Below are 23,927 nucleotides of genomic sequence, written 5' to 3' on the forward strand. Positions count from 1 at the left end.
CTCGAGTCAAGCCTTATTTTCAAAGGCTTTTCGAGGTTATCGACGAGGTTGTTTGCGTTGCCGCTTGCCCTGTCGATGGAGGCGCATTATAGGGAACAGATTCTTTCTGGCAAGGCTAAATTCCATGTTTTTTTGATAAAACCGCACAACCGTTCAAACAACAAACAAAAAGAAGAAAGTTCGAGCTAAATCACACATTCTGGAGGCAGATGACAGGCAAGCCCCCTCTCAACTCATATAAGCCATTTCGGATTGTTGACGCGCCAGCCAAAGCTCCTCCATCTCCAACAAGGTTTGATAGATTTTCTCCGCCTGCTCTGGTCGGCTGAATAGATAGCCCTGCCCATACAAGTGGATGTCGGTCAGAGATCGCAGTACATCCAACTGAGCCTGTGTCTCAATACCTTCACACACCAGACTCTTGCCCAGCATGGATCCCATCCGACAAATATTGGCGACCAGTTCGGATGCCTCCATTGAGGTGTCAATGCCTTGTATAAAGGAGCGGTCGATCTTCACCTTGCTGACCGGTAACTTTTGCAGATAACTCAAAGATGAATAACCAGTCCCAAAATCGTCTAATGCCAGCAGTACCCCCTGCTGATTGAGATCCTGCATCAGTTGCAGCGAGTTCTTCACTTCGCGCATGGTGGTATCTTCCGTGACCTCCAAGACCAGGCTACGGGCAGGCAGGTGGTACTCCATCAATGCCTTGGCCACCAGTTTGAGCAAATTACGCTGGTACATGCCAGGCGAGATATTCACACACATTTGCAGATCAACCATACCAAGCTGGTGCCACTGATAGAGCTGCTCGCAAGCGGTGTTCAGCACCCAGCTGCCAACCCGTTCGGCAAGCTGGAATTCCTCAGCCACCATGATCACTTCGTTTGGCGGAATGAAACCGAGCTCAGGGTGCCGCCAGCGCAGCAGAGCCTCGACAGCTTCGCAGCGGCCACTTTCGAGATTGACAATGGGTTGGTAATAGAGTTCCAACGCATTGTGTTCCAGCGCCATGATCATGTCCGACGCCAGATGCTTGCGCCGCGCCGTCTCGTTGAGCAGGGAGTTATCGTAAATCACATAGGGGACATGGGTCTTGCGACTATGGAACAGGGCCTGTTCCGCACGACTCAACAACTCCTGAGTCTTGTCGCTGTCCATCGGATAGAAGGCAATGCCGATCCCGACTTCGAGCCGGAAGGGATAGTTGTCATAGACGATATCTTGCTTCAGAGCATGCAGCAATCGCGCTACCAGCTCCCTGACCTGACGCAGATCGCTGCTGCCACGCTGAATAATGGCAAATTGATCTCCCCCTAGACGTCCACTCCACTCTCCCTCTTCGCAGAGCACTCGGATCCGGGTGGCAAACTCACAAAGCAGATAATCACCAGTGTCATAGCCAAACTTGCTGTTGATATCTCTGAAGTCGTTGATGTCGACCAGCACCAGCCCAAACGGCACTTCCTGTGTGGCGTACAGCTCCATCCGCTCCAGTAGGGCAACCCTATTAGACAACCCGGTCAGCGGATCCCGTCTGGCCGCTCTGAAATGACGACGCCCTTCATATATAAGCAGCATGCTGAGCAGCAGCACTGACATGACCAGACCGGAGACCATCAGCAACAAGGCATTGCGCAATTGGCCAAAATGGCGATCGTTCTCGGAATAGACGTTAATGTTCTTCTGCATCACAGACGCGAGGGAGTAGGAGAGCGGCTCTTGCAGCGGGGCAAGGCGCATCATGATCTGCTGATAGTCAGATGCCCCGCTTTGCAACTTGGTGATGTCGGGCTCTATTTGGCGAATATTGGTTTCAATCAGCTGCACCAGACGCAAGGTTTTCTGCTTGTCCTGCATGCTCTTGCGCAGCTGGCCGCTCAACAGGATGGGCGTTCTGCTCCAGAGAATGTCATAACGCAGCATCAAGGTGTCATGATCAATCCCACCATAGTGATAGACCTCTACCGCATTGAGGAAACGACCGAGCTCCAGCTGCAACTGCATCAGCGCCCAGGAGACATCATAGGTGTATTTCTCCATCGCTCTGGTCGCATTCTGGATCTGCATCAGGCAATAGAGGGTGCTCCCGGTAAAGGACAGGATGGATACATACAGAATGACGAGCAGTGGCCACGCCCTGGTCTTTCCTTTCACCCCACGCTCCCGTGCTGTTTTTATCAGTGCTGAATGTCTATCAAATCCAGCTGCCAGATCATCATGTCGGTATATTCGGATCGCTTCAATTCCGGATATTGATCAAGAGGCAGCATAAACCAGACCGGCCCCTTGTCACGCACCCGCATGACAGCCCCATTGTCTTCCCATGCAAGAATGGGCTCGTATTTGGCAACCTTGTCCCATTCAATGCGGATCTGGAAACTGTTCAGTGCTGTCAACGTAATGGTCTTGCCATCCGCACCGACTGCAGCCAATACATCGGCCAGTTTTGGGCCTCTGTAGGTGTGCGGCTTATCCACCCACGGGTTGCCTGTCACTATCTCATGTTGCGGCAGAGCCTGTAGTTTTGCCAGATCAAACAACACCTTGCCATCAACTTCGTCTGCCGACCTGATGTTACCACCAACTTTCAGGATCACCGGCCCAGTCAGCGCCTCAGCAGCCATCACCGGCATGATGACCAATGAACACAGTAGTGTCAGCCAACCAAACATTTTCATATCGCCCCCATATTTGCTGTCTCAACAGACTCAGTTTAGCCAGATATAAAAAAACGGCTCGCCTTGAGCGAGCCGTTTGTCAAACAGAGCAAGGGGGATGATTACATCATGCCCATGCCACCCATGCCGCCCATGTCAGGCATGGCAGGGGTATCTTTCTTCGGCAGTTCGGTGACCATGCACTCGGTGGTGATCATCAGACCGGCGATGGAAGAGGCAAACTGCAGGGCTGAACGGGTTACCTTGGTCGGATCAAGGATACCCATGGCCAGCATGTCGCCATACTGTTCGCTGTAAGCGTTGTAACCGAAGTTGCCTTCGCCGTTCTTCACTGCATTGGCAATGACGGAGGCTTCTTCACCGGCGTTGATGACGATTTGACGCAGCGGGGCTTCCATGGCGCGCAGGGCAACCTTGATACCGACGTTCTGGTCTTCGTTGTCACCGCGCAGACCAGCCAGTTTGGCTGCAACGCGAACCAGCGCGACACCACCACCGGCAACCACACCTTCTTCAACCGCGGCGCGGGTAGCGTGCAGGGCATCTTCAACGCGTGCTTTCTTCTCTTTCATCTCGACTTCGGTGGCTGCGCCAACCTTGATCACGGCAACACCGCCAGCCAGCTTGGCTACGCGCTCTTGCAGCTTCTCACGATCGTAGTCGGAAGAGGTCTCTTCGATCTGCTGACGGATCTGGGCAACACGGCCTTCGATCACACCGGCATCGCCCACGCCATCGATGATGGTGGTGTTCTCTTTGGTGATGACGATGCGCTTGGCACGACCCAGATCTTCCAGAGTCGCTTTTTCCAGCTCCATGCCAACTTCTTCAGAGATGACGGTACCGCCAGTCAGTACGGCGATATCCTGCAGCATGGCCTTGCGACGGTCACCGAAGCCAGGCGCCTTGACGGCAGCCACTTTCACGATACCGCGCATGGTGTTAACCACCAGAGTCGCCAGGGCTTCGCCTTCTACGTCTTCAGCAACAATCAGCAGCGGCTTGCCAGCTTTGGCAACGCCTTCCAGCACCGGCAGCATTTCGCGGATGTTGGAGACTTTCTTGTCAACCAGCAGGATGAACGGGTCGTCCAGTTCAACAGAACCGGTCTCTTGCTTGTTGATGAAGTAGGGGGACAGGTAGCCGCGGTCGAACTGCATGCCTTCAACAACTGCCAGCTCATCTTCCAGACCCTGACCATCTTCAACAGTGATGACGCCATCGCGACCCACTTTGTCCATTGCTTCAGCAATCAGCTTGCCCACTTTCTCGTCGGAGTTGGCGGAGATGGTGCCCACCTGAGCAATGGCATTGCTGTCAGCGCACGGCTGGGACAGCGCCTGCAGCTCGGCAACGGCAGCCACAACGGCTTTGTCGATACCGCGCTTCAGATCCATCGGGTTCATACCGGCGGCAACGGCTTTCAGACCTTCGTTGACGATAGCCTGAGCCAGAACGGTTGCAGTAGTGGTACCGTCACCGGCGGCATCGTTCGCCTTGGAAGCCACTTCCTTGACCATCTGGGCGCCCATGTTCTGGAACTTGTCTTCCAGCTCGATTTCGCGCGCAACAGAAACACCATCTTTAGTGATGGTCGGGGCGCCGAAGGACTTGTCCAACACCACGTTGCGGCCTTTCGGGCCCAGAGTCACCTTGACGGCATCAGCCAGGATGTTTACGCCTTCCAGCATCTTGATGCGGGCTTCGTTACCAAACTTAACGTCTTTAGCTGCCATTTTTCTTCAATCCTTAAATCAATTCGGGGAAAAGGAGGATGGATTACTCTTCGACAATCGCCAGGATGTCGGTTTCGGAGAGGATCAGGACGTCCTGACCATCCAGCTTCTCGGTCTTCACACCGTAGCCTTCGTTGAAGATCACCTTATCACCAACCTTCACGGCCAGCGCTTTGACTTCGCCATTATCCAGGATGCGACCAGTCCCCACGGCAAGCACTTCACCACGGGTGGACTTCTGGGCCGCAGTACCAGTCAAGACGATACCGCCGGCAGATTTGGCTTCAGCTTCGATGCGCTTGATGATGACGCGGTCGTGCAGTGGACGAATTTTCATCGATAACTCTCCCAAAATGAGTCTCATTGTTGCTTTGAGGAATGGCCGTTCCAGGCCAAATTAGATATGTCCCTGATGTGGGGCAGAGTTGCTAACCCTTCAAGGGCAAATACAAAAAAAATTTTTTCACGTACTATAAACATCTTCGATGGTTCAGCCATGTCTGCACCCTGGTGCAAGGTCGGTTCAAGCCGCCCGTTTTCGATGCCAGAACCTTCAAAGCCAGCTGTAGAGACGAGCCCTTGACCCGCACCAACCCCATGCTGACAGCCCCTATTCCGGTCGTACTGCGCCAGATGACGGGCCCCATGATCTTCGGCATCATCGCCATTCTGGCCTTCAATCTGGTCGATACCTTTTTTATCGGTATGCTGGGCACCGAAGCTCTGGCCGCCATCAGTTTTACCTTTCCCGTCACTTTTGTGGTTACCTCGCTGGCGATGGGATTGGGCGCCGGATTGTCAGCGGTGATCGGTCATACCCTGGGGCAGGGCAAACACGATGAGGCAGCCCATCTCGCCACCGACAGCCTGTTTCTGGCGGTGATCATGGTGGCCCTGCTCTCCGCTGGGGGCGCTCTCACCATCAAGCCTCTGTTTACTCTGCTGGGGGCCAGTGCCGAGCTTATCTCCCTCATCCATGACTACATGCTGATCTGGTATCTCACCGTCCCCATGCTGGTGCTGCCCATGGTGGGCAATGCCGCCATCCGGGCGACCGGCGATACCAAAACCCCCAGTTTGGTGATGGCAGTAGCCGGGCTGGTCAACGGGGTACTGGATCCTCTGTTGATCTTCGGTATCGGTCCCTTTCCCGAATGGGGGATCCGCGGGGCCGCCATCGCCACCTCTATCTCCTGGTTGATGGCGATGCTGGTCAGCCTCTATATCCTGCGTCATCGGGAGGGCTTGCTGCTGTGGCGCCTCTCGCCGCGGGCCCGGTTGCTGACCCACTGGCGGGCGCTGCTCCATGTCGCCGTCCCCGCCTCTTTTACCAATATGCTCAACCCCCTGGCCAATGCAGTGCTGATGACGATCTTTGCAGGACTGGGTACCGAGGTGGTGGCCGCTTACGGCGCCGCATCGCGGGTTGAGGCGCTGCTGCTGATTGTGATGATGGCCCTCGCCTCCGTACTGGCCCCTTTCATCTCGCAAAACTGCGGTGCCGGTAATCCGGCCCGGGCCAAGGCTGCACTGCAGAGCTGCATGAGGTTTGCGTTGCTGTTCCAGCTCGCCATCTATGGCCTGACCTGGCTACTGGCGCCACTCATCGCCAACCTGTTCAGCGATCATCCGCAGGTCATTCGCCTCATCATTCTCTATCTGCATCTGGTGCCGATCGGTTACGGCTTTCAGGGCATGGTGATGCTGTTGGCCTCGGCACTTAATGGCGTGAGAGCATCCAGTATCTCGTTTTTGTTCAACGGATTGCGGCTGTTTGGTTTTCTGTTGCCAGGAGCCTGGCTGGGGGCAAAGCTGGGAGGAGAACAGGGGATATATCTGGGGATACTGCTGGCCAATCTGGCGGCGGGCACCCTCGCATGGTGGTATGCCCGACACCGCTTCGAGGCCTTGTGCCATCAGGGTAAACCCTGATTCAGTCACTCGCCTCGGGTTTTCGTCTCGTCGATTACTCTTTACGCTCAAATTCGCCTTCGATGGTGGTGCCGCCCTGCTTGGCGTTCCCCAGATGATCATCGGACGGTGCGTTGCCAAACGGCGATTGAGTACGCTGGAAACCGCCCATCTGCATCCGGAACTGGCTGCTGCCGATCAGCTTGTCAGCCAGTTTGTTGCGCAGCCAGGGCTGCAGCAGCAGGATCCCGAAAAAGTCGGTGACAAAACCCGGAATGATCAGCAGCAAGCCGGCCAACGCCAGCATCATGCCCCCCATCACCTCGCGGCCCGGCATCTCGCCCATCTGCATCTTTTGCTGGGCGCTGAACAGGGTTTTGATCCCTTCACTGCGCACCAGCGAGGAGCCCAATACCGCAGTCAGGATGAGCAAGCCGACAGTCGGCAGCGCCCCGATTACCGAGCCGACCTCGATCATCACGGTGAGCTCCAGCACAACCAGACCCACCAACAACAAAAACAACTTGCCCATATCCACTCCAGCACCGGTAAATTGAGAAAAAGTGGCGCCCATCCAACGATGGCCAAAGGCGATTTTGCCACCCCATCATCACCACTTTCTGCCCTGAATAAATGGGGGCAGCCCCCCTCTTTTCAAGTTGGTCAACTGACTCCTACGTCATCAGCAATCTAAAAAACCAGCAAAAAGTCACAAAAACTTATAAAAATCATCATGATAAAAACTTCATAACATATGTGTACTTTTCTCAAAGTAATTTGAAAATGTCGCAAATTTAGTGATCCACCTCTAATAACCGATACCTCAATTGGAGTAGTATATTCATTAGTTTTTCGGGAGGTCATTCTCCCAACCGCCCCACTCGATGTGTGGTGCTTCAGGATGAGCTGTGCGCAAGGAACTCGCGACCACTCGGTGAGGATTTTTCCATTTATCTGATTTCTGAGGCATTACAATGAGCGACATCAAGAACGTCCGCATTGAAGAAGACCTGCTGGGCACCAAAGAAGTTTCCAATGATCTCTACTACGGTGTGCACACCCTGCGCGCTGTCGAGAACTTCAAGATCAGCTCTCAGAAGATTTCTGACGTTCCGGAATTCGTCCGCGGTATGGTGCTGACCAAGAAGGCCGCTGCGCTGGCAAACGGTGAACTGGGTACCATCCGTCCTGAAATTGCTGACAAGATCGTAGAAGCCTGCGACCTGATGCTGAACACCGGCAAATGCTTCGACCAGTTCCCGGTCGACGTTTACCAGGGTGGTGCCGGCACCTCCGTCAACATGAACACCAACGAAGTACTGGCCAACATCGCCCTGGAAATCATGGGTCTGGAGAAAGGCCGTTACGACGTCATCAACCCGAACGACCACGTCAACAAGTGCCAATCCACCAACGATGCCTACCCCACCGGTTTCCGCGTTGCGGTGGTCAACAGCACTGACGTGACCCTGCATGCGCTGGAGCACCTGATCGCGGCATTCGATGCCAAAGCGAAAGAGTTCAAAAACATCCTGAAGATGGGCCGTACCCAACTGCAAGATGCGGTTCCGATGACCCTGGGTCAGGAGTTCCACGCGTTCGCCGTGACCCTGCGTGAAGAGATCAAGTCCATCAAGCGTTGCCAGGAGCTGCTGCTGGAAGTGAACCTGGGCGCGACCGCCATCGGTACCGGTCTGAACACTCCGCCTGAGTACTCTGCACTGGCCATCAAGCGTCTGGCCGAGATCACCGGTCGTGCCTATGTGCCGGCAGAAGACCTGATCGAAGCGACCTCCGACTGTGGCGCCTACGTCATGCTGCACGGCGCCATCAAGCGTCTGGCCATGAAGCTCTCCAAGATCTGTAATGACCTGCGTCTGCTCTCCTCCGGCCCGCGCACTGCACTGAAAGAGATCAACCTGCCGGAAATGCAGGCGGGTTCCTCCATCATGCCGGCCAAGGTCAACCCGGTTATCCCGGAAGTGGTCAACCAATCCTGCTTCAAGGTATTCGGTAACGACATCACCATCACCTTCGCCGCCGAAGCCGGTCAGCTGCAGCTGAACGTCATGGAGCCGGTGATTGGTCAGGCGATGTTCGAATCCCTGAGCCTGATGGAAAAAGCCTGTATTTCCCTGCGCGAAAAGTGTGTGGAAGGTATCACCGCCAACCCGGAAATCTGCATGAATCACGTGCTGAACTCCATCGGTATCGTGACCTACCTGAACCCCTTCATCGGCCACCACGAAGGGGATATCGTCGGCAAAATCTGTGCCCAGACCGGCAAGAACGTCCGCGAAGTCGTTCTTGAGCGCGGCCTGCTGAGCGCCGAGCAGCTGGACGAAATTCTCTCCATCGAGAACCTGATGAACCCGCAATACAAAGCCAAGCGTTTCACCCGCGAAGCTGCCGTATAAGCGAGTGTGGGCCGGGATCTTCCCGGCCCATAAAGTCAGTTCCCGATTGGTCTTTATCCCCAGCCCGATCGGGAATTGGCTTTTTGCCAAATAAAAACCAAAAACTAAAAAATGGAGTTATCGCTATGATTGGAATCGAGTTACTTGTCGTGCTCGCCGCTATCTATCTGGGGGCCCGGATAGGCAGCATCGGCATCGGCTTTGCCGGTGGTCTGGGGGTACTGGTATTGACGTGGGGTCTGGGCATGCCCATCCCGAGCGATCAACTGGTCAGCTACATCCCTTGGGATGTGATCATGATCATCGCGTCCGTCATCTGCGCCATCGCCTGTATGCAACTGGCTGGCGGGATGGACTATCTGGTCTTCCTGGCAGAAAAAGCGCTGCGCAAGAACCCCAAATACATTACCTTCGCCGCCCCGGTGGTCACCTACCTGATGACCATGCTGGCCGGTACCGGTCATACCGCCTTCTCCACCCTGCCGGTGATCGCTGAAGTGGCCAAAGAGCAAGGGATCCGCCCATCCCGTCCGCTCTCCATCGCGGTTGTCGCCTCCCAGATCGCCATCACAGCTTCCCCGATCTCTGCCGCTGTGGTTGCCTTCTCCGGCATGCTCGAGCCGTTTGGTGTTGACTACCTGACCCTGCTGGCCATCTGCATCCCCTCTACCTTCCTGGCCTGTATCCTGGGCGCCTTCATTGCCAACATGATGGGCAAACCGCTGGACCAGGACGAAGTCTATCTGGAGCGTAAAGCCAAGGGCCAGATCAAACTGCGTGGTACTACCAAGCTCGAGATCAAACCGTACGCCAAACTGTCTGTCTGGATCTTCATCGCCGCCATCGTTGCTGTCATGGCTTATGCCACTGCCATCTCCGGTAAAGTGGGCCTGATCACCAACCCGCCGATCCCCCGTGACGGCGCCATCATGGGTATCATGCTGGCCGCGGCCACCATCATGACCCTGGTGTGCAAACTGGACGCCACCCAAGTGACCAACATGCCGACCTTCAAGTCCGGTATGTCCGCCTGTATCTGCGTACTGGGTGTCGCCTGGCTGGGTAACGTCTTCGTGAAAGGCAACATGGACACCATCCAGCTGATCGCTGGCGACCTGCTGAACCAGTACTCCTGGCTGCTGGCCGTGGTGCTGTTCTTCGCTGCCATGCTGCTCTATTCACAAGGCGCCACCACCAAAGCGTTGATGCCTGCCGCACTGGCACTGGGTGTCAGCCCGCTGACTGCGATTGCCTCTTTCGCAGCCGTGAGCGCCCTGTTTGTACTGCCGACCTACCCGACCCTGCTGGCTGCGGTAGAGATGGACGACACCGGCTCCACCCGTATCGGTAAGGCGGTCTTCAACCATCCCTTCTTCGTACCGGGCACCGCCACCATCGCCATCGCCGTGGCGCTGGGCTTCTTCTTCGGCGGCATCCTGCTGTAATCCTATCGTCTGCCGATTACCAAACAAAAATCCCCGCCAGTTGGCGGGGATTTTTTTATCTCTTTACTCTGTACTTAGCTTGGCTGTCTGGCAGCGAGAGACCTGACGTATTATCCGGATGGCTCAACCACGGCGACAGCAGACACCACAACAGCGTGCCAGCGGCGCTATAACCACCGCTGCCGGATTGCCGGAGTAGTAGGCCACCATGGTACTCAGCACCACGCCAGAAGGCGGGATCCTTCGGATCAGACCGGATCCAGGGTATCCAGCGGCCAACGCGGCACGGCTTTGACCGCCAGCGGTTCGAACACGCCCGCTTTCAGGCGCTGCATACCGGCGTAAGCGATCATGGCGCCGTTATCGGTGCAATATTCAGTGCGCGGATAGAACACCTCGCCCTTGAGGCTCTCCATCAGCTCGGCCAGCTGGGCACGCAGATGACGGTTGGCACTGACGCCACCGGCGACCACCAGACGCGTGAGACCTGTCTCTTTCAAGGCACGACGGCACTTGATGGCCAGGGTATCGACCACCGCATCTTCAAACGCCCGAGCGATATCGGCGCGGGTCTGCTCATCATCACCGTTGGCGGCGATGGTGTTGGCGGTGAAGGTCTTGAGGCCGGAGAAGCTCATGTCGAGCCCGGGACGGTCAGTCATGGGACGGGGGAAGTGGAAGCGCCCCTTAGTGCCCTTCTCGGCCAGACGGGAGAGCAGCGGACCACCCGGATAGTCCAGCCCCATCAGCTTGGCGGTCTTGTCGAACGCTTCGCCAGCGGCATCGTCGATGGATTCGCCCAACAGCTGATAGCTGCCGATGCCGTCAACCCGCACCAGCATGGAGTGACCACCGGAGACCAGCAGCGCCACGAAGGGGAACTCGGGAGCTTTCTCTTCCAGCATGGGAGCCAGCAGGTGGCCTTCCATATGGTGGACGGCGATAGCAGGCTTGTTCCATGCCATCGCCAGCGAACGACCAATAGTGGCTCCCACCAGAATGGCGCCAACCAGACCCGGACCCGCGGTATACGCGATGCCGTCGATGTCATCTTTGCCCAGTCCCGCCTCTTGCAATGCGGCCTGGATCAAAGGGATCGTCTTGCGAACATGATCCCGGCTGGCGAGTTCGGGGACGACGCCACCGTAGTCCGCATGCAGCTTGACCTGGCTGTATAACTGATGGGAAAGGATCCCTTTTTGATCGTCGAAGATCGCGATCCCGGTTTCGTCACAGGATGTCTCTATGCCCAATACACGCATTGCTAAAAAATTTCACTGCTAAAATGAGACGGCTATGGTAACCTTCGCGGGTTTTTTAAACCAGAGCGATCTCTGCGGGTTTACTTTCATTCCCTGTCCAGAGTATAATTTCGCACCATTTTAAGACATGCTGATCGATTGAAGGTCAGCTAACAATTTATCACTGAGGTGAAAGGCACATGCCAGTAATCAAAGTCCGTGAAAATGAGCCGTTTGACGTTGCTCTGCGTCGTTTCAAGCGTTCTTGCGAAAAAGCCGGTATCCTGTCCGAAGTTCGTAGCCGTGAGTTCTACGAGAAGCCGACTACCATTCGTAAGCGCGCCAAAGCGTCTGCTGTCAAGCGTCACGCCAAGAAGCTGTCTCGCGAAAACGCACGTCGTATCCGCCTGTACTAATCGGGAGATATTGCCGTGCCTCTGAAGGATCAACTCAAGGATCAGCAAAAGCTCGCCATGCTTGCCAAAGATAAGGCACGTCTGGGAGCGATCCGCTTGTTGATGGCAGAAATCAAGCAACGTGAAGTCGATACCCGTATCGAGCTGAATGATGAGGATATCCTCGCTGTCGTGACCAAAATGGTCAAACAGCGCCGCGATTCCATCAGCCAATTTGAAGCTGTAGGTCGCCAGGATCTCGCCGACAAAGAGTCCGCCGAGATCGTTGTGTTGCAGGAATTCCTGCCGCAACAGCTGACCGCAGATGAAATTGCCGCCCTGATCGAGCAAGCCATCACTGAAAGTGGTGCTGCCGTCATGGCTGATATGGGCAAGGTCATGGCTGTCTTGAAGCCGAAAATTCAGGGGCGTGCCGATGTCGGCGCCGTCAGTGCTCAGGTGAAAACCCGCTTGGCGTAACAGGCAACTCTCTTGTTTGGTCGAAGAAGCCGTGCTTCCCTTGGAATGCGCGGCTTTTTTATTTTCTCCGCAATGAAACAGGACGGTTATGGCAGGCAGGATCCCCCAATCCTTTATCGACGATCTGCTCGTACGCACAGACATAGTCGAGCTGATCGACTCGCGAGTGCGGCTGAAAAAAGCCGGTAAGAACTACCAGGCTTGCTGCCCTTTTCATAACGAAAAAAGCCCCTCTTTTACCGTCAGCCAGGAGAAGCAGTTCTACCACTGTTTCGGTTGTGGCGCCCACGGCAACGCCATCGGCTTTGTCATGGAGTACGACGGTCTCGAATTTCCCGATGCCATCGAAGAGCTCGCCAGCATGCAAGGCATGCAGGTACCTCGCGAGCAGAGTATCGGCGGCTCGGCCAATAATCAGCCCGCCGTCAGCAAGGATCTGTTCGAGCTGATGAACCAGATCGCCCGCTTCTACGAGAGCAACCTCAAGAGTGCTCCCCATGCGGTGGAGTACCTCAAAGGGCGCGGTCTGACTGGCGAAGTGGTCAAGCGCTTCAATATTGGCTACGCCCCCAGCGATTGGGATCAGGTGCGCCGCCGCTTTGGTTCCAGCCGGGATCACGAGCAGTTGCTTATCTCGGGCGGCATGCTGATCACCCGTGATAATGGCCCGGGCAGCTATGATCGTTTCCGCGATCGCATCATGTTCCCGATCCGCGACAAGCGTGGCCGGGTCATCGGTTTCGGTGGCCGGGTGCTGGGTGATGGCACCCCCAAGTACCTGAACTCGCCGGAGACCCCCATCTTCCATAAAGGGCGGGAGCTGTTCGGTCTCTACGAGGTGAAGCAGGCACACAAGGATCCACGTAGGATCCTGGTGGTTGAGGGCTACATGGATGTGGTGGCACTCGGTCAGTACGACATCGACTATGCGGTGGCGGCGCTGGGTACTGCAACGACCAGCGACCATATCCACACCCTGTTTCGCACCACTGCCGAGGTAGTCTGCTGCTACGACGGTGACAACGCCGGTCGTGAAGCCGCCTGGCGCGCGCTGGATAATGCCCTCCCTCATCTGCAGGATGGCCGCGAGCTGAAGTTCGTGTTTCTGCCCGATGGCGAGGATCCCGACTCGCTGGTTCGTCAGATCGGCAAGGAGGGCTTCGAAGCCTTGCTCGATCAAGCCCAGCCATTCGCCGACTTCATGTTCGAGCGTCTCGGCCGGGATGCGGCGCTCTCCGGTGAGGCAGGCAAGTTCGAAGTGGCCAACAAGGCCGCCGAGCTTATTCGTCGCGTTCCGGAAGGGTTTACCCGCGAAGGGCTGATCACTCGTCTCTCCAGCATGATGCGTTGGGGCGAGAACAAGCAGCGCATCGCCGAGCTCTTTGCTCGCAACAGTCAGCCCAAGGCCGAGGTCAACAAACCCAAGGCAGCCAAGCTGACACCACTGCGGCGTGCACTGGCACTGATGGTGCAATATCCGGCAGTAACAGCTGAGCTTCCCCCCATGCCGGAATTGGCCGGGCTACGCGTACAGGGCATCAAGTTCCTGCTGCAACTGCACCAGCAAATCCTGGCACAGCCCGGTATCACAACCGGTATCCTGCTGGAACACTGGCGTGGTACCAAGGAGGGAGAGATCCTTGCTCAGCTGGCCATGCACGACCTGTTCGAGGAGATCAAACTCGATCAGGAGCCGGATATTCTGGGAGAATTGCAGGACACCTTCGTCGGCTTCATCAACCAGTTTCTGAAACAACGGATCGAAGAATTGCAGGCCAAAGTGGCTCAGGAAGGACTAAGCTCCGAAGAAACCCAAGAGCTGATGATGCTGATAAGAGAGGTGCAAATTGAGAAAAGAAATGAGAGTGGGGCTTGATATTTGAGTGATTAGTCCCAATATGGATAGCGTTGCCCGAATCGACGGGATGAAAAGCAAAATTTTTATAACCGCCTGGCCCCGACAATACTGCGGGCAGGGGTTTCTCATGACCGACGCCGCAACCAGACATAGCATGTCTGGCGGTTTTCTATTAGAATTGGCTATTTGCGCAGCAGCGCACTGTACGCGCAACCTAGCAACACCAACCGGATGAGTTCTATGGAGCAAACCCCGCAGTCTCAGCTTAAACTCCTCGTTGCCAAAGGTAAAGAACAGGGCTACCTGACCTATGCCGAGGTGAACGATCACCTCCCGCAAGACATTGTCGATTCAGACCAGATCGAAGACATCATTCAGATGATCAACGATATGGGCATTCAAGTGGTTGAAAACGCTCCGGATGCCGATGACCTTATCATGGCTGAAGGTGGTACCGCCGATGAGGACGCTGCCGAAGCAGCGGCCCAGGCTCTGGCATCTGTTGAATCTGAGATTGGTCGCACGACCGATCCCGTCCGCATGTACATGCGGGAAATGGGTACCGTCGAACTGCTGACCCGTGAAGGCGAAATCGACATCGCCAAGCGGATCGAAGACGGTATCAACCAGGTACAAAGCTCCGTAGCCGAGTACCCTGAAGCAATTACTTACCTGCTCGAACAGTACGACAAGTACGAAGCCGAGCAGCTGCGTCTCTCTGACATCATCTCTGGCTTTATTGACCCGAACGAAACTGAAGATATGGCGCCTACCGCCACGCATATCGGTTCCGAGCTCGGCGAAGACGATCTGGCCGACGAAGATGAAGAAGACGAAGAAGACGAAGACGAAGATGGCGACAGCTCTGACGACGACGGTGACGGTGGTCCGGATCCGGAAGTCGCTCGCGAGAAGTTTGGCGAACTGCGTGCCCAGTATGAAGTGACCCGCCTCTCCATTCAGAAGAATGGTCGCGCGCACGAAGATACCCAGGCCGCCATCGCCCAGCTGGCCGATGTATTCCGTCAATTCCGCCTGATGCCCAAGCAGTTCGATCGCCTGGTCAACAACATGCGTGAAATGATGGAGCGCGTCCGCGTGCAGGAACGCATCATCATGAAGCTCTGCGTTGAGCAGGCCAAGATGCCGAAGAAAACCTTCGTCGCGGCCTTCACCAACAACGAGTGTGAAACTGCCTGGTTTGAATACCAGAAGCAGGCTGGCAAAGCCTGGTCTCCCCGTCTGGTTGAAATGGACGAGGATATTCAGCGCGCCATCGGCAAGCTGCAGCAGATTGAAGAAGAGACCGGTCTGTCGATTGCCCAGATCAAGGATATCAACCGTCGTATGAGCATCGGTGAGGCCAAAGCCCGCCGTGCGAAGAAAGAGATGGTTGAGGCCAACTTGCGTCTGGTTATCTCTATCGCCAAGAAGTACACCAACCGCGGTCTGCAGTTCCTGGATCTGATCCAGGAGGGCAACATCGGTCTGATGAAGGCAGTAGACAAGTTTGAATACCGTCGTGGCTACAAGTTCTCGACCTATGCAACTTGGTGGATCCGTCAGGCCATTACCCGCTCCATCGCGGATCAGGCCCGTACCATCCGTATCCCGGTACACATGATCGAGACCATCAACAAGCTCAACCGAATCTCCCGTCAGATGCTGCAGGAGATGGGTCGTGAACCGAACCCGGAAGAGCTGGCCATGCGCATGGGCATGCCGGAAGACAAGATCCGCAAGGTACTGAAAATCGCCAAAGAGCCTATCTCCATGGAGACGCCCATCGGTGATGATGAAGATTCCCACTTGGGCGACTTTATCGAAGATACCACCCTGGCTCTGCCAGCGGATGCGGCGACCAGCGAAAGCCTGCGCAATGCCACCCGCGAAGTGCTGGCCGGACTGACAGCTCGCGAAGCCAAGGTACTGCGGATGCGTTTCGGTATCGACATGAACACTGACCACACCCTCGAGGAGGTGGGCAAGCAGTTCGACGTTACCCGTGAGCGTATTCGTCAGATCGAAGCCAAGGCACTGCGCAAACTGCGCCACCCGAGCCGCTCGGAAGTGCTGCGCAGCTTCCTGGACGAATAGTCCTGACCCTGTGTCAAACTACTCTGCCAAAGCCCCGCCATGCGGGGCTTTGTTTTGTCTGGCATTTACCCTTGCAACCCTCTTTGCGCCCTCAATCAAGCTGGACAATTAGTCGCCAAGTGGTTGATATGCCTATAGACTGCCCTTTCCTCTTCCCCTATAATCCACGCCGCTAAACGCACAATTTGGCCCCTTAGCTCAGTTGGTCAGAGCAGTCGACTCATAATCGATTGGTCGTGGGTTCAAGTCCCCCAGGGGCCACCAATTCCAGACAGGCGCAGTAGGTTAGTAACCGCTGCGCCTTTTCTATTTCTGGCGTTTTGAAGTGTACTTGTGAGTGTACTTAGCTAACTGCTAGGGGCGGAATGATGACGGCATTCCAAGCCCTATCAATTGCCCAGTGATGGGTTGACACAATGGCAGTGGTTTTAGGGGACAGGAAGAAAAGCTGTGCGGGGAGTGCATAGAGGCATCGTCGATTTGCTGGGGGGATTGCATGGAGGGGAGCAGGGGGTAAGGGGGTCTTCTTATATATGCAATGAGGCTTGAAAAAATCTCACAGAAAATATGACAAATGGCCCCCTCTGCAAGAGTCAATACAACCCCATGAGCATACTGGCTATAGGGGATAGTAATCAGATGGGGGCTGCATGTCTTGAGAGGCGTGAGGGGTAAAGTAACTCTTCTCTATCACCGGATTACTTCATCTTTCACAGCTTCATAGTAGGAATAGTGGGAGTGTCGAGCGCATAAGGGGCAAGAAATCCGCTCCTCTTGCCAATCTCTCTTCTGAATGAGCGTTACGCCCTTACAAGCTGGACACCGATGGTTGATATTCAGCGCCCTTAGTTCTTCTTGGCGTTCACTGTCAACATTCAGAAAGGCCAAATCAAGCGCCCCTTGTAGCGAACGAGTATCGGTATAGATACCATCACACAAAGCCATATCAAAGCCTTTAAGTTTGGGTGGCGTAATACGGTAAGTGTTCTTGTTACGCTCAATGACAACGCCCTTGTAAGAGAATCTAGTAATTTCTGATTTGTATTCATGAAAGCGGACAGGCTTATCGGCCTGCCCTCCGAACTTGTAATTTGCAGCCTTTGGCATCTTGATGAGGGACATTAACCACCTCTCAACTTCTTGAAGAAGTCTACGGCGTCCTGAGTGTTGTTAAGCGGATTTGGCTTATAGCCAGCTTTCACACGTCTAGCCCGTTCCCATTGCTGCCATTGCTTGGTTGTCCAATTGGCGTTGGCTAGTTCTTCCCCCGTAAATTCTGTTTGTTGGGGAGCTTCAGAGAATCCATGCTTGCGCATAACATCATTCTTCAATGACTGCATATAAGCAATGTGCTCTTTAGACCCTGCACCAATACCAAGAGCTTTCATGCTCTTACTGACTTTAGAGGCATCTCCTTGTGCCTCTTGAATGATGGCTGCAAGCTGATCATCACTGATTGATTCGTCTTGAAACAGGTCTTTGATTTGTTCATTCATATTTAACTTCTCCGAAAGGAATTAGGTGCCCAGGTGAAAGGGGCGTCAATGTCATAGTTCTTGAATTTTGAATAATCGCGGTAGTGGTCACAGTGGGTTACAGCAACCCGTTTGCGTGTGTTAAGAAAACACCACATAGTAGAGTCCTACTTTGCTAAAAATGACTGTTTTAAGCCTTGATATACAAGGTCTAGAGAGGAAGTGACACAGGGGGGAGGTACTACCCTACAGGGTAGGGGGAGTGGCACTGATAAGCTCGTTACGCAATCGGTGATAGGTACGTTTAGAGATGCCGTATTTGGTATGTAATACGGAATGAGAACAACCGAGCTTAATCTCTCGCTCTAGCTCTGGGGTGCGTTGGTAACGTATCCCTTTCGATTTATTCAATTGCTCTTGCTTGGTGAGCAAGGATTCATCGATTGCCTCTGAGAGAGCGTAGGTATCAGTGACTAGCATTCGGCTGTAAAGGCTGGTCGGCCTGATGCCTGCAATAATCTTGATGATACCATTTGCGTTTTGGCGCTCTACGCATACCGCCCTATCTTGTTGGTTGTAATAGACATGATAAAGGTTCATACAGTAGCAACCTCCTCGCCAACTACAACCGTGATGACTTGGGAGGAGACGGTATTGCTAATCTCTCGCATAGCCAGGCTTATGTATCTTTCTGGAAGTTCTTTGTAACTCACCGCGTTATCTAAGCTCCCTGCTAGGAGAATTAATTCACCTGCTCGCTCTCGTTCTACAGCACAACAGCGACCATATTGATCGAGGTGCGCTATTATTGTTCTTTGCATTCTTGTTCTTCTGCTCCCACTGTAGAAAGCCCTAAGTTATTTAGCAGGGTGCGTACACTCTCACGAGTGAAGGGCTTACCTCGTTGGGTCAAATACCCTTTCGCATTCAGTGCTGAAGCCAAAGCCTTGTATCCGTAACCAAACGCCAAGAGCTCTTGCACTGGCTCTAGCAGCTTAGTGAAGTAGGCTGCATTGGCCGCCTCTTTGGCAGTGTTGAATTGTTCATGAGTGGAGTTGTATCGTTGCATTGTCGTTACCTATTGGATTATAAAAATGGAAATCGTGTGGGTTAAATACACTACAAGGGGATATAGAAGTAGGACTTTACCAATCATCTAAATCATCCTCCCAAGCATCCCCTTTGACGTCTTGCTCTGCCTTTACTGGCGTCAGCTTGTCTAGGTTAAGGATTAGAATTCGAGTCTTCTTGTTAGCGCCAGCATCGTACTTTGTAATACGTTGTAGGTAGCCATGCTCTTCAAGATTGGAAATGGAATTGCGTACAGACCGATCACACAAGCCAGTTAATGCTACTAACTGAGCGTTTGTAGGCCATGCACGTAAATCACCGTCACGTAGGGGGTTGATAAAGGATGAGAGGGTTAGGAGCAAGTGTTTATCGTTGCTCGAAAGGTCAGATAGGTTTGCCCTACACAGGGCTGTTGTTATTTCCAGTTGAGTTTTCATCACTTGTGCTGTGATCCTTTTTCTTTGTAGCCAAATCCCTCAGGATTAGGTCAATGATATAGCGGGTCGGTTTCACACCTTCGGGCAGATACTTGATAAGCTCATTGGCGCAAAAGGCGGGCACCTTCACTCGAAGGCCATTTTCTTGGGAATACACCATCATCTCATTACCTCAATCTTGATTTGGAACGGGCAAGAGCCCACTTACTTGCGTAAGCAGGCTAATTTCAATAGCTTCTATATATACTTATACTGGTGCTATAGGTGTTTTTACTACAAACTATTTTTAATAGTCAGGTGGGGAGCAGGGGACAATCTCTTGTTTCATTCCTCTACTCCTCAAAATTGAGGAATGGAAGGGGGTCTAACCCAGTGTCAGCTTGAAGGTGGTTCTTTCTCTTACTTGAGAAGTAATGGATGATACCATTTGTAATGAGGGCGCATCCTCTAGGTGCAAAAAGGGGTGGCACTATTTGCCAGGGGGGGTGGCACTATTTGCCCAATAACATATAATATAACAAATAAATTAAGTAATTATTATGCGGCACGTAGTGCCACCCTCTTGTGCCGAAGGCGTTAGAGGGGATTACTGGAGATATGTGCCTCAGGCCGGCAGGGCCAAGCTAAAGAAGACGCCTAAAGGAAAGACAGAAAAGACAAACCCCTTCCCCTGTCCTTGTAGCCCTTGGCTACTAGCTACTTACCGTGTGGATTTCTTCCCTTTTTTGGCGTGTCTTTTACTCTTTGCCGAAGGCGTTGGTCTACTCACTTATGCTATATAGTGTCACTAGGCGTAGCCTAGAGATTCTACACGTAAGCCTCTCAACCTCGTTAGGGACGATCCTAGACGCCTTCCTGTATGTTTATCTAATCAGCGTTACTTTCTTCAATTACACACAACCGTCCTTTAGTTTGGATCAAAATGTGTCTGGGTTTACCACTATCCAATATTCCCCAGACACCGACCAATTCGATTCTATCACCATAAACCTTGATGTCCCTCCCTTCAAAGCTAACATGCCCTCCTTGTGATTCACACATAACTTTTCCCTTTTCAAAGTTTGGATAGAACTTGAATAGGAATGGCCCTGCCACTAAGGTCAGTAACACTACAATGATCGCTATGAAGGAAGCCTTTCTATAGAAATCCATACAATCCCTACACTAATGTAAAACTAGCTTTGGCGGTTCCCTTGTGCCATCACTGTCAAGATACTCTTCATATTCGGCCATAAAGACAGAGAGGTTTTGGTTGAATCTGCGCAGGTCGTACCCCCGTAATTCAATACCACCTAGTAGTGACTGTGCGATACTTAACGCATGCGTATCTGTACTGATCTGATCAATCAAGAATCCCTGTTTTGCTAGATGTTGGTGCATCCAATTGATGTCACCAGCACTCTTATACAAACACCAATGGAAGAAAAATATTAGTGCGCCACATTCATAGATGAAGCGGAAAGGATCAGTTGCACTCCCCTCCGTTTTTGCAATCATCAGCCCTAGTTCGTTACCACACTCAGGCCCAAGATCCCCCATCATACGTGATACCAATGATGGGTTAACCCCTAGGGTACGTGACAATATGTCCACTGCCTTTCTTACTGTTTTTGCTTCGGTGAATAGTTGAGAAATGAGCTTGAGCATTTTTTTAAGTACTCCAAGTGCATTGCTGACGATTTTGTGAGCTAAGCTAGCTCGCTGTTATTGTAAAGAGCTATTGTCACCCTTTATTGAGTAACACCATTAGGGCTCACATTACTATTCATCGTCGCTAAAGCAATGCCTTTGGCGTCAGGAAGATAACCCACGCCCCCCGAAGTTAACGGAAACCACGGTATCCGCTGCCAGATCCAACAACCGCCGCTCCCATAGCTCCAAGGCTCGGCGCTTCTCTGGCAGGTACTCATATCGGTCATAGTGTTTACTGGATACGTCATTCAGGGCGTGATTCTGTAGGCGGTCGCGCAGATCTTTAGCTATGCCAAGCTCACCCATCAGGGTTTTACAGGTTCGGCGGAAATCACGGGGGATAAAGTGCGCCATCTCGGCGCGTTTGCGGTAACGGTCAATCGCTTGGCTAAGTGAGGCCATCGGCATTGGTTCACTCGGCTTGGTGGCGTGGGCAAAGATAAAGGGGCTATCTCCCGTTGCCGCTTGCTGCTCTCTCAACACCCGCAAGGCGCTATCAGTGAGTGGGGTCAAGTGAGGGCGGCCATTCTTGGAAAGCTCGGCGGTAATGGTCAAGGTTTTGGCTTCCCAGTCGATACTCGTCCAGCGTGAGGCAGCCAGTTCATAAGGGCGTTGGCCACCCGTGAAGAAACAAAGCCGGATCAGGCTACGCAGGGTCAAGCCTAGGCTAGTGGGCTGCTCCATATCATCGAGCAACTTGCGAGCCTCTGCCCACGTCAGGAAGCGTTCCCCGACACGCTCGGCAGCCTTTTGCTTGGGTATGGCCGCCACCGGATTAAGCACCAAGCCAAATTTGGCATCGTCTATAAAATTGGCGGGGTCGTTGTCATGCTTGAGGCCGTAATTAAACGCCGCCATCAGGTAACTTCTGACACGATTGGATTGGGTATCAGCACCACGGCGAATCATATGCGCCAGGATCACTTTGATGTCGTGCGGGGTCACGTCCTTGGCTTTGGTCGTGGGTTTGATCACTGGATAGGTTTCTTTCTCCAAGGCCACCAATACGGCCTCATGGGTGCGCTTCCCGTCCTTCTTCATCTGCTCGGTATAGCTTTTGAATAACTGCTCAATGGTTCCTTGCTGCTCACGCTCCCGCTTTTCTTGCTCCCGCTCCTTTGCTTGACGAGCCAGCTCATCTTTGGGGTCTAGGCCATCACGGATCATCTGGCCAAACGCCTTGGCCTTTTCGCGGGCATCAGCAAGGCTGAGGTTTGGGAAGCTGCCAAGCGGTATAAATGCCCACTTCCCATCGCGCCTGTAGCGAAACGTCAGGGTCTTTGTGCCGCTAGGGAATACCTGTACCCCCAATCTCCCTTCCCCTCGGGTGCGATTGTCGTCAGTCTGAAAATATGGGTTCTTTTTCGCGGGTAGCGCGTTTACTTCGCTGTGAGTCAATGGCATTGGATGGCAACCTCGCTAAGTGCACTTCAATATTTTCAAAGTGTACTTTCAAGTGTACTTGGAGTGAAGCTACCGGATACAGCTTGAGGCAAGATAATACGACCACAAAGCGCAAATGATTGATATTGTAGGGTAATATAATCCACGCCGCTAAATGCAAAATTTGGCCCCTTAGCTCAGTTGGTCAGAGCAGTCGACTCATAATCGATTGGTCGTGGGTTCAAGTCCCCCAGGGGCCACCAAATTGAAAAAGGCCGCTCATGATGAGCGGCCTTTTTGCATCTGCGGATCGAGCAATGTCCAGTGATGAGCTCGATGAGGTCATAGAAAAGACCCGCCATGGGCGGGTCTGGGCAGGGTCCGGATCAGGCGCCTCACTCAGAGACAAGGAGCCTAATGCTGAGCCTCAGGTTTGCTCGTTGCTGCCGCTCTGGATGGATGAGCGACGCCCGGCGGGTAGCATCCGGGTAACCAGATTGCTGCGCTGACGCCAGGAGGTGAAGACGATGGCCAGCAGGTGCAGACCAATCAGTCCCTGCAGCGCCACCACGCACCACTCATGCCACTCGTCAGCCCCCAGTTCAAATCCCGTCTCGGTATTTTGAAACCAGCCGCTGCCAGCAGTGGCCAGCACAACCAGCCAGAGCGCCCACACGGCCAGCTTGCCGCTACCGTGATGACCCGGTGCCGGAGGCTGCCGCTCACGCATCTCGCGCGCTTGCTGGCGAAAATCCTCACCACTGGGGATGAGGGCACCAAGGCGAGCGTAGCCACGGGCAAAAGTAAGCCCCCAGAGCAAACGCAAGGAGACCAGCCCAATGGCGCCGTAACCCAGCCACTCGTGCCACTCCTCGCCCGCTTCGTTAACCCAGAGATTGCTGATGCAGACCGCCACCAAGCCCCAGTGGGTCAGGCGAACCAGCGGATCCCAGCGAAAGGGCTCACCCTTTTTGCTTGGCATATTTGTGGTACTCCTTCTTCAGGTCGTTGACCTTGGCCAGATGTTCGCGCGCCTTGGCCTCATCACCCGCCTTGAGTGCGGCCAGGCTGGCGTCCAGCTCGGTCTGTACCTCGTTCATCCCTTCAAGGAATTTCTCTTTCTTGGCGGCCGGCATGTTCTTCTGCTTGGCCACATCCAGCTGGGCCTTCATCTCGTTGATGTGCTTCTCCATGGTGGCTGCATCATCAGCCTTGACGGCCTGCTTGTAGTTGAAGCCAATCTTCTTCATCGGCTGTTCCAGATCACCCGCCACGGCAGGCAGGGTCATCAGGCCAAACATCAGGGGCAGCAGCAGGGGGCGGACGGTTTTCAACATGGGATTTCCTTATATAACGACATGCTCGAATTGTTAGGGGTACTTATGAATCCAAACAAGAATTCATCACCAGCATGATGCCATGACTCATGGTGAAAGGTTTGTGAAAAATGCTGTTTTTTGTGGCAAATAGTGACAGATATGCCGCGCTTGTTTGCGCTTGGTAACTGATTGAAAGCAGGTGACGCGCAGCATGAGGATGGTTGAAAGCGGTAAACAGGGACAAAAAACCCCGCCGTAGCGGGGTCTGAATCAGCTGGCCATTTGC

Annotated in this window: 23 protein-coding genes and 2 tRNA genes; 10 read left to right on the forward strand and 15 right to left on the reverse strand. The window is 53.7% G+C overall.

Going from position 1 to position 23,927, the window contains the following annotated elements; translation table 11 throughout:
• Positions 1–189 (forward strand): hypothetical protein (locus AB5Y99_RS14765; protein ID WP_368210024.1); only part of this gene is annotated, 189 nt, incomplete at its 5' end.
• Between the two features lie 39 nt (positions 190–228).
• Here AB5Y99_RS14765 and AB5Y99_RS14770 read toward each other — a convergent pair.
• From AB5Y99_RS14770 to AB5Y99_RS14785, 4 genes are all read right to left on the reverse strand, one after another.
• On the reverse strand, positions 229–2,160 hold the full coding sequence (locus AB5Y99_RS14770) for a bifunctional diguanylate cyclase/phosphodiesterase (RefSeq protein WP_323894317.1): 1,932 nt from the start codon (positions 2,158–2,160) through the stop codon (positions 229–231).
• 23 nt (positions 2,161–2,183) lie between these two features.
• Positions 2,184–2,684 carry a molybdopterin-binding oxidoreductase gene (locus AB5Y99_RS14775; RefSeq protein WP_005349099.1) on the reverse strand — a complete coding sequence of 167 codons (501 nt, stop codon included), beginning with the start codon at positions 2,682–2,684 and terminating at the stop codon, positions 2,184–2,186.
• A 101-nt stretch (positions 2,685–2,785) separates the two neighbouring features.
• Positions 2,786–4,420: a chaperonin GroEL gene (gene groL, locus AB5Y99_RS14780; protein ID WP_005340575.1), complete on the reverse strand. Its 1,635-nt coding sequence runs from the start codon at positions 4,418–4,420 to the stop codon at positions 2,786–2,788.
• A 43-nt stretch (positions 4,421–4,463) separates the two neighbouring features.
• A complete protein-coding gene (locus tag AB5Y99_RS14785) occupies positions 4,464–4,757 on the reverse strand; it encodes a co-chaperone GroES (RefSeq protein WP_005340573.1) in 294 nt (97 codons plus the stop codon).
• 260 nt (positions 4,758–5,017) lie between these two features.
• On the opposite strand from AB5Y99_RS14785, the gene AB5Y99_RS14790 reads away from it, so the two are divergent.
• The gene (locus AB5Y99_RS14790; protein WP_234822070.1) at positions 5,018–6,352 is read left to right on the forward strand and encodes an MATE family efflux transporter; all 1,335 of its coding nucleotides are present in this window, start codon (positions 5,018–5,020) and stop codon (positions 6,350–6,352) included.
• A gap of 34 nt (positions 6,353–6,386) precedes the next feature.
• Here the strand turns inward: AB5Y99_RS14790 and AB5Y99_RS14795 are convergent, their stop codons facing one another.
• The gene (locus AB5Y99_RS14795; protein WP_323889796.1) at positions 6,387–6,863 is read right to left on the reverse strand and encodes an FxsA family protein; all 477 of its coding nucleotides are present in this window, start codon (positions 6,861–6,863) and stop codon (positions 6,387–6,389) included.
• Positions 6,864–7,305: 442 nt separating this feature from the next.
• On the opposite strand from AB5Y99_RS14795, the gene aspA reads away from it, so the two are divergent.
• Complete coding sequence (aspA, locus tag AB5Y99_RS14800; protein WP_005340569.1) at positions 7,306–8,748, forward strand: aspartate ammonia-lyase; 1,443 nt, start codon at positions 7,306–7,308, stop codon at positions 8,746–8,748.
• A 125-nt stretch (positions 8,749–8,873) separates the two neighbouring features.
• Positions 8,874–10,193 (forward strand): anaerobic C4-dicarboxylate transporter, encoded by a 1,320-nt coding sequence (locus tag AB5Y99_RS14805; RefSeq protein ID WP_100654514.1) that lies wholly within the window; start codon positions 8,874–8,876, stop codon positions 10,191–10,193.
• A gap of 248 nt (positions 10,194–10,441) precedes the next feature.
• Here the strand turns inward: AB5Y99_RS14805 and tsaD are convergent, their stop codons facing one another.
• Positions 10,442–11,455, reverse strand: a complete 1,014-nt coding sequence (tsaD, locus tag AB5Y99_RS14810) for a tRNA (adenosine(37)-N6)-threonylcarbamoyltransferase complex transferase subunit TsaD (protein ID WP_005340567.1) — start codon at positions 11,453–11,455, stop codon at positions 10,442–10,444.
• A gap of 179 nt (positions 11,456–11,634) precedes the next feature.
• On the opposite strand from tsaD, the gene rpsU reads away from it, so the two are divergent.
• The 5 genes from rpsU (at position 11,635) to AB5Y99_RS14835 (ending at position 16,528) form a co-directional block, all read left to right on the forward strand.
• On the forward strand, positions 11,635–11,850 hold the full coding sequence (rpsU, locus tag AB5Y99_RS14815) for a 30S ribosomal protein S21 (protein ID WP_005309452.1): 216 nt from the start codon (positions 11,635–11,637) through the stop codon (positions 11,848–11,850).
• 15 nt (positions 11,851–11,865) lie between these two features.
• Entirely contained in the window at positions 11,866–12,309 is a 444-nt protein-coding gene (locus tag AB5Y99_RS14820) for a GatB/YqeY domain-containing protein (RefSeq protein ID WP_368210025.1), read from the forward strand.
• Between the two features lie 88 nt (positions 12,310–12,397).
• Positions 12,398–14,185 (forward strand): DNA primase, encoded by a 1,788-nt coding sequence (dnaG, locus tag AB5Y99_RS14825; protein ID WP_323894319.1) that lies wholly within the window; start codon positions 12,398–12,400, stop codon positions 14,183–14,185.
• Positions 14,186–14,368: 183 nt separating this feature from the next.
• Positions 14,369–16,264 (forward strand): RNA polymerase sigma factor RpoD, encoded by a 1,896-nt coding sequence (rpoD, locus tag AB5Y99_RS14830; RefSeq protein ID WP_263718854.1) that lies wholly within the window; start codon positions 14,369–14,371, stop codon positions 16,262–16,264.
• 187 nt (positions 16,265–16,451) lie between these two features.
• Positions 16,452–16,528 (forward strand) — tRNA-Ile (locus tag AB5Y99_RS14835).
• A 426-nt stretch (positions 16,529–16,954) separates the two neighbouring features.
• Here the strand turns inward: AB5Y99_RS14835 and AB5Y99_RS14840 are convergent.
• The 7 genes from AB5Y99_RS14840 to AB5Y99_RS14870 all read right to left on the reverse strand — a co-directional run bounded on the left by AB5Y99_RS14840 (position 16,955) and on the right by AB5Y99_RS14870 (position 22,343).
• On the reverse strand, positions 16,955–17,386 hold the full coding sequence (locus AB5Y99_RS14840) for a hypothetical protein (RefSeq protein ID WP_368210027.1): 432 nt from the start codon (positions 17,384–17,386) through the stop codon (positions 16,955–16,957).
• Complete coding sequence (locus AB5Y99_RS14845; protein WP_368210028.1) at positions 17,386–17,760, reverse strand: hypothetical protein; 375 nt, start codon at positions 17,758–17,760, stop codon at positions 17,386–17,388. Before AB5Y99_RS14845 ends, AB5Y99_RS14840 begins: the two co-directional genes overlap by 1 nt.
• Positions 17,761–17,985: 225 nt before the next feature.
• Positions 17,986–18,339, reverse strand: a complete 354-nt coding sequence (locus AB5Y99_RS14850) for a hypothetical protein (protein ID WP_368210030.1) — start codon at positions 18,337–18,339, stop codon at positions 17,986–17,988.
• A gap of 205 nt (positions 18,340–18,544) precedes the next feature.
• Complete coding sequence (locus tag AB5Y99_RS14855; protein ID WP_368210031.1) at positions 18,545–18,808, reverse strand: recombinase family protein; 264 nt, start codon at positions 18,806–18,808, stop codon at positions 18,545–18,547.
• 76 nt (positions 18,809–18,884) lie between these two features.
• Positions 18,885–19,247, reverse strand: coding sequence for a helix-turn-helix domain-containing protein (locus tag AB5Y99_RS14860; protein ID WP_368210032.1), 363 nt, complete (start codon positions 19,245–19,247; stop codon positions 18,885–18,887).
• 1,164 nt (positions 19,248–20,411) lie between these two features.
• Positions 20,412–20,894: a hypothetical protein gene (locus tag AB5Y99_RS14865; protein WP_128821499.1), complete on the reverse strand. Its 483-nt coding sequence runs from the start codon at positions 20,892–20,894 to the stop codon at positions 20,412–20,414.
• A 147-nt stretch (positions 20,895–21,041) separates the two neighbouring features.
• Positions 21,042–22,343: a tyrosine-type recombinase/integrase gene (locus AB5Y99_RS14870; RefSeq protein WP_368210034.1), complete on the reverse strand. Its 1,302-nt coding sequence runs from the start codon at positions 22,341–22,343 to the stop codon at positions 21,042–21,044.
• Positions 22,344–22,508: 165 nt separating this feature from the next.
• Between AB5Y99_RS14870 and AB5Y99_RS14875 the strand changes: the two genes are divergently transcribed.
• Positions 22,509–22,585 (forward strand) — tRNA-Ile (locus tag AB5Y99_RS14875).
• Positions 22,586–22,749: 164 nt separating this feature from the next.
• On the opposite strand, the gene AB5Y99_RS14880 is transcribed toward AB5Y99_RS14875, so the two are convergent.
• Both AB5Y99_RS14880 and AB5Y99_RS14885 read right to left on the reverse strand, forming a co-directional pair.
• A complete protein-coding gene (locus AB5Y99_RS14880; protein ID WP_158109192.1) occupies positions 22,750–23,304 on the reverse strand; it encodes a cytochrome b/b6 domain-containing protein in 555 nt (184 codons plus the stop codon).
• On the reverse strand, positions 23,285–23,659 hold the full coding sequence (locus tag AB5Y99_RS14885) for a cytochrome b562 (RefSeq protein WP_005349056.1): 375 nt from the start codon (positions 23,657–23,659) through the stop codon (positions 23,285–23,287). The genes AB5Y99_RS14880 and AB5Y99_RS14885 overlap by 20 nt, the downstream gene beginning before the upstream one ends.
• Between the last annotated feature and the right edge of the window lie 268 nt (positions 23,660–23,927).

This window comes from Aeromonas sp. R4-2 (assembly GCF_040908295.1).
Taxonomy (GTDB): Bacteria; Pseudomonadota; Gammaproteobacteria; order Enterobacterales; family Aeromonadaceae; genus Aeromonas; species Aeromonas veronii.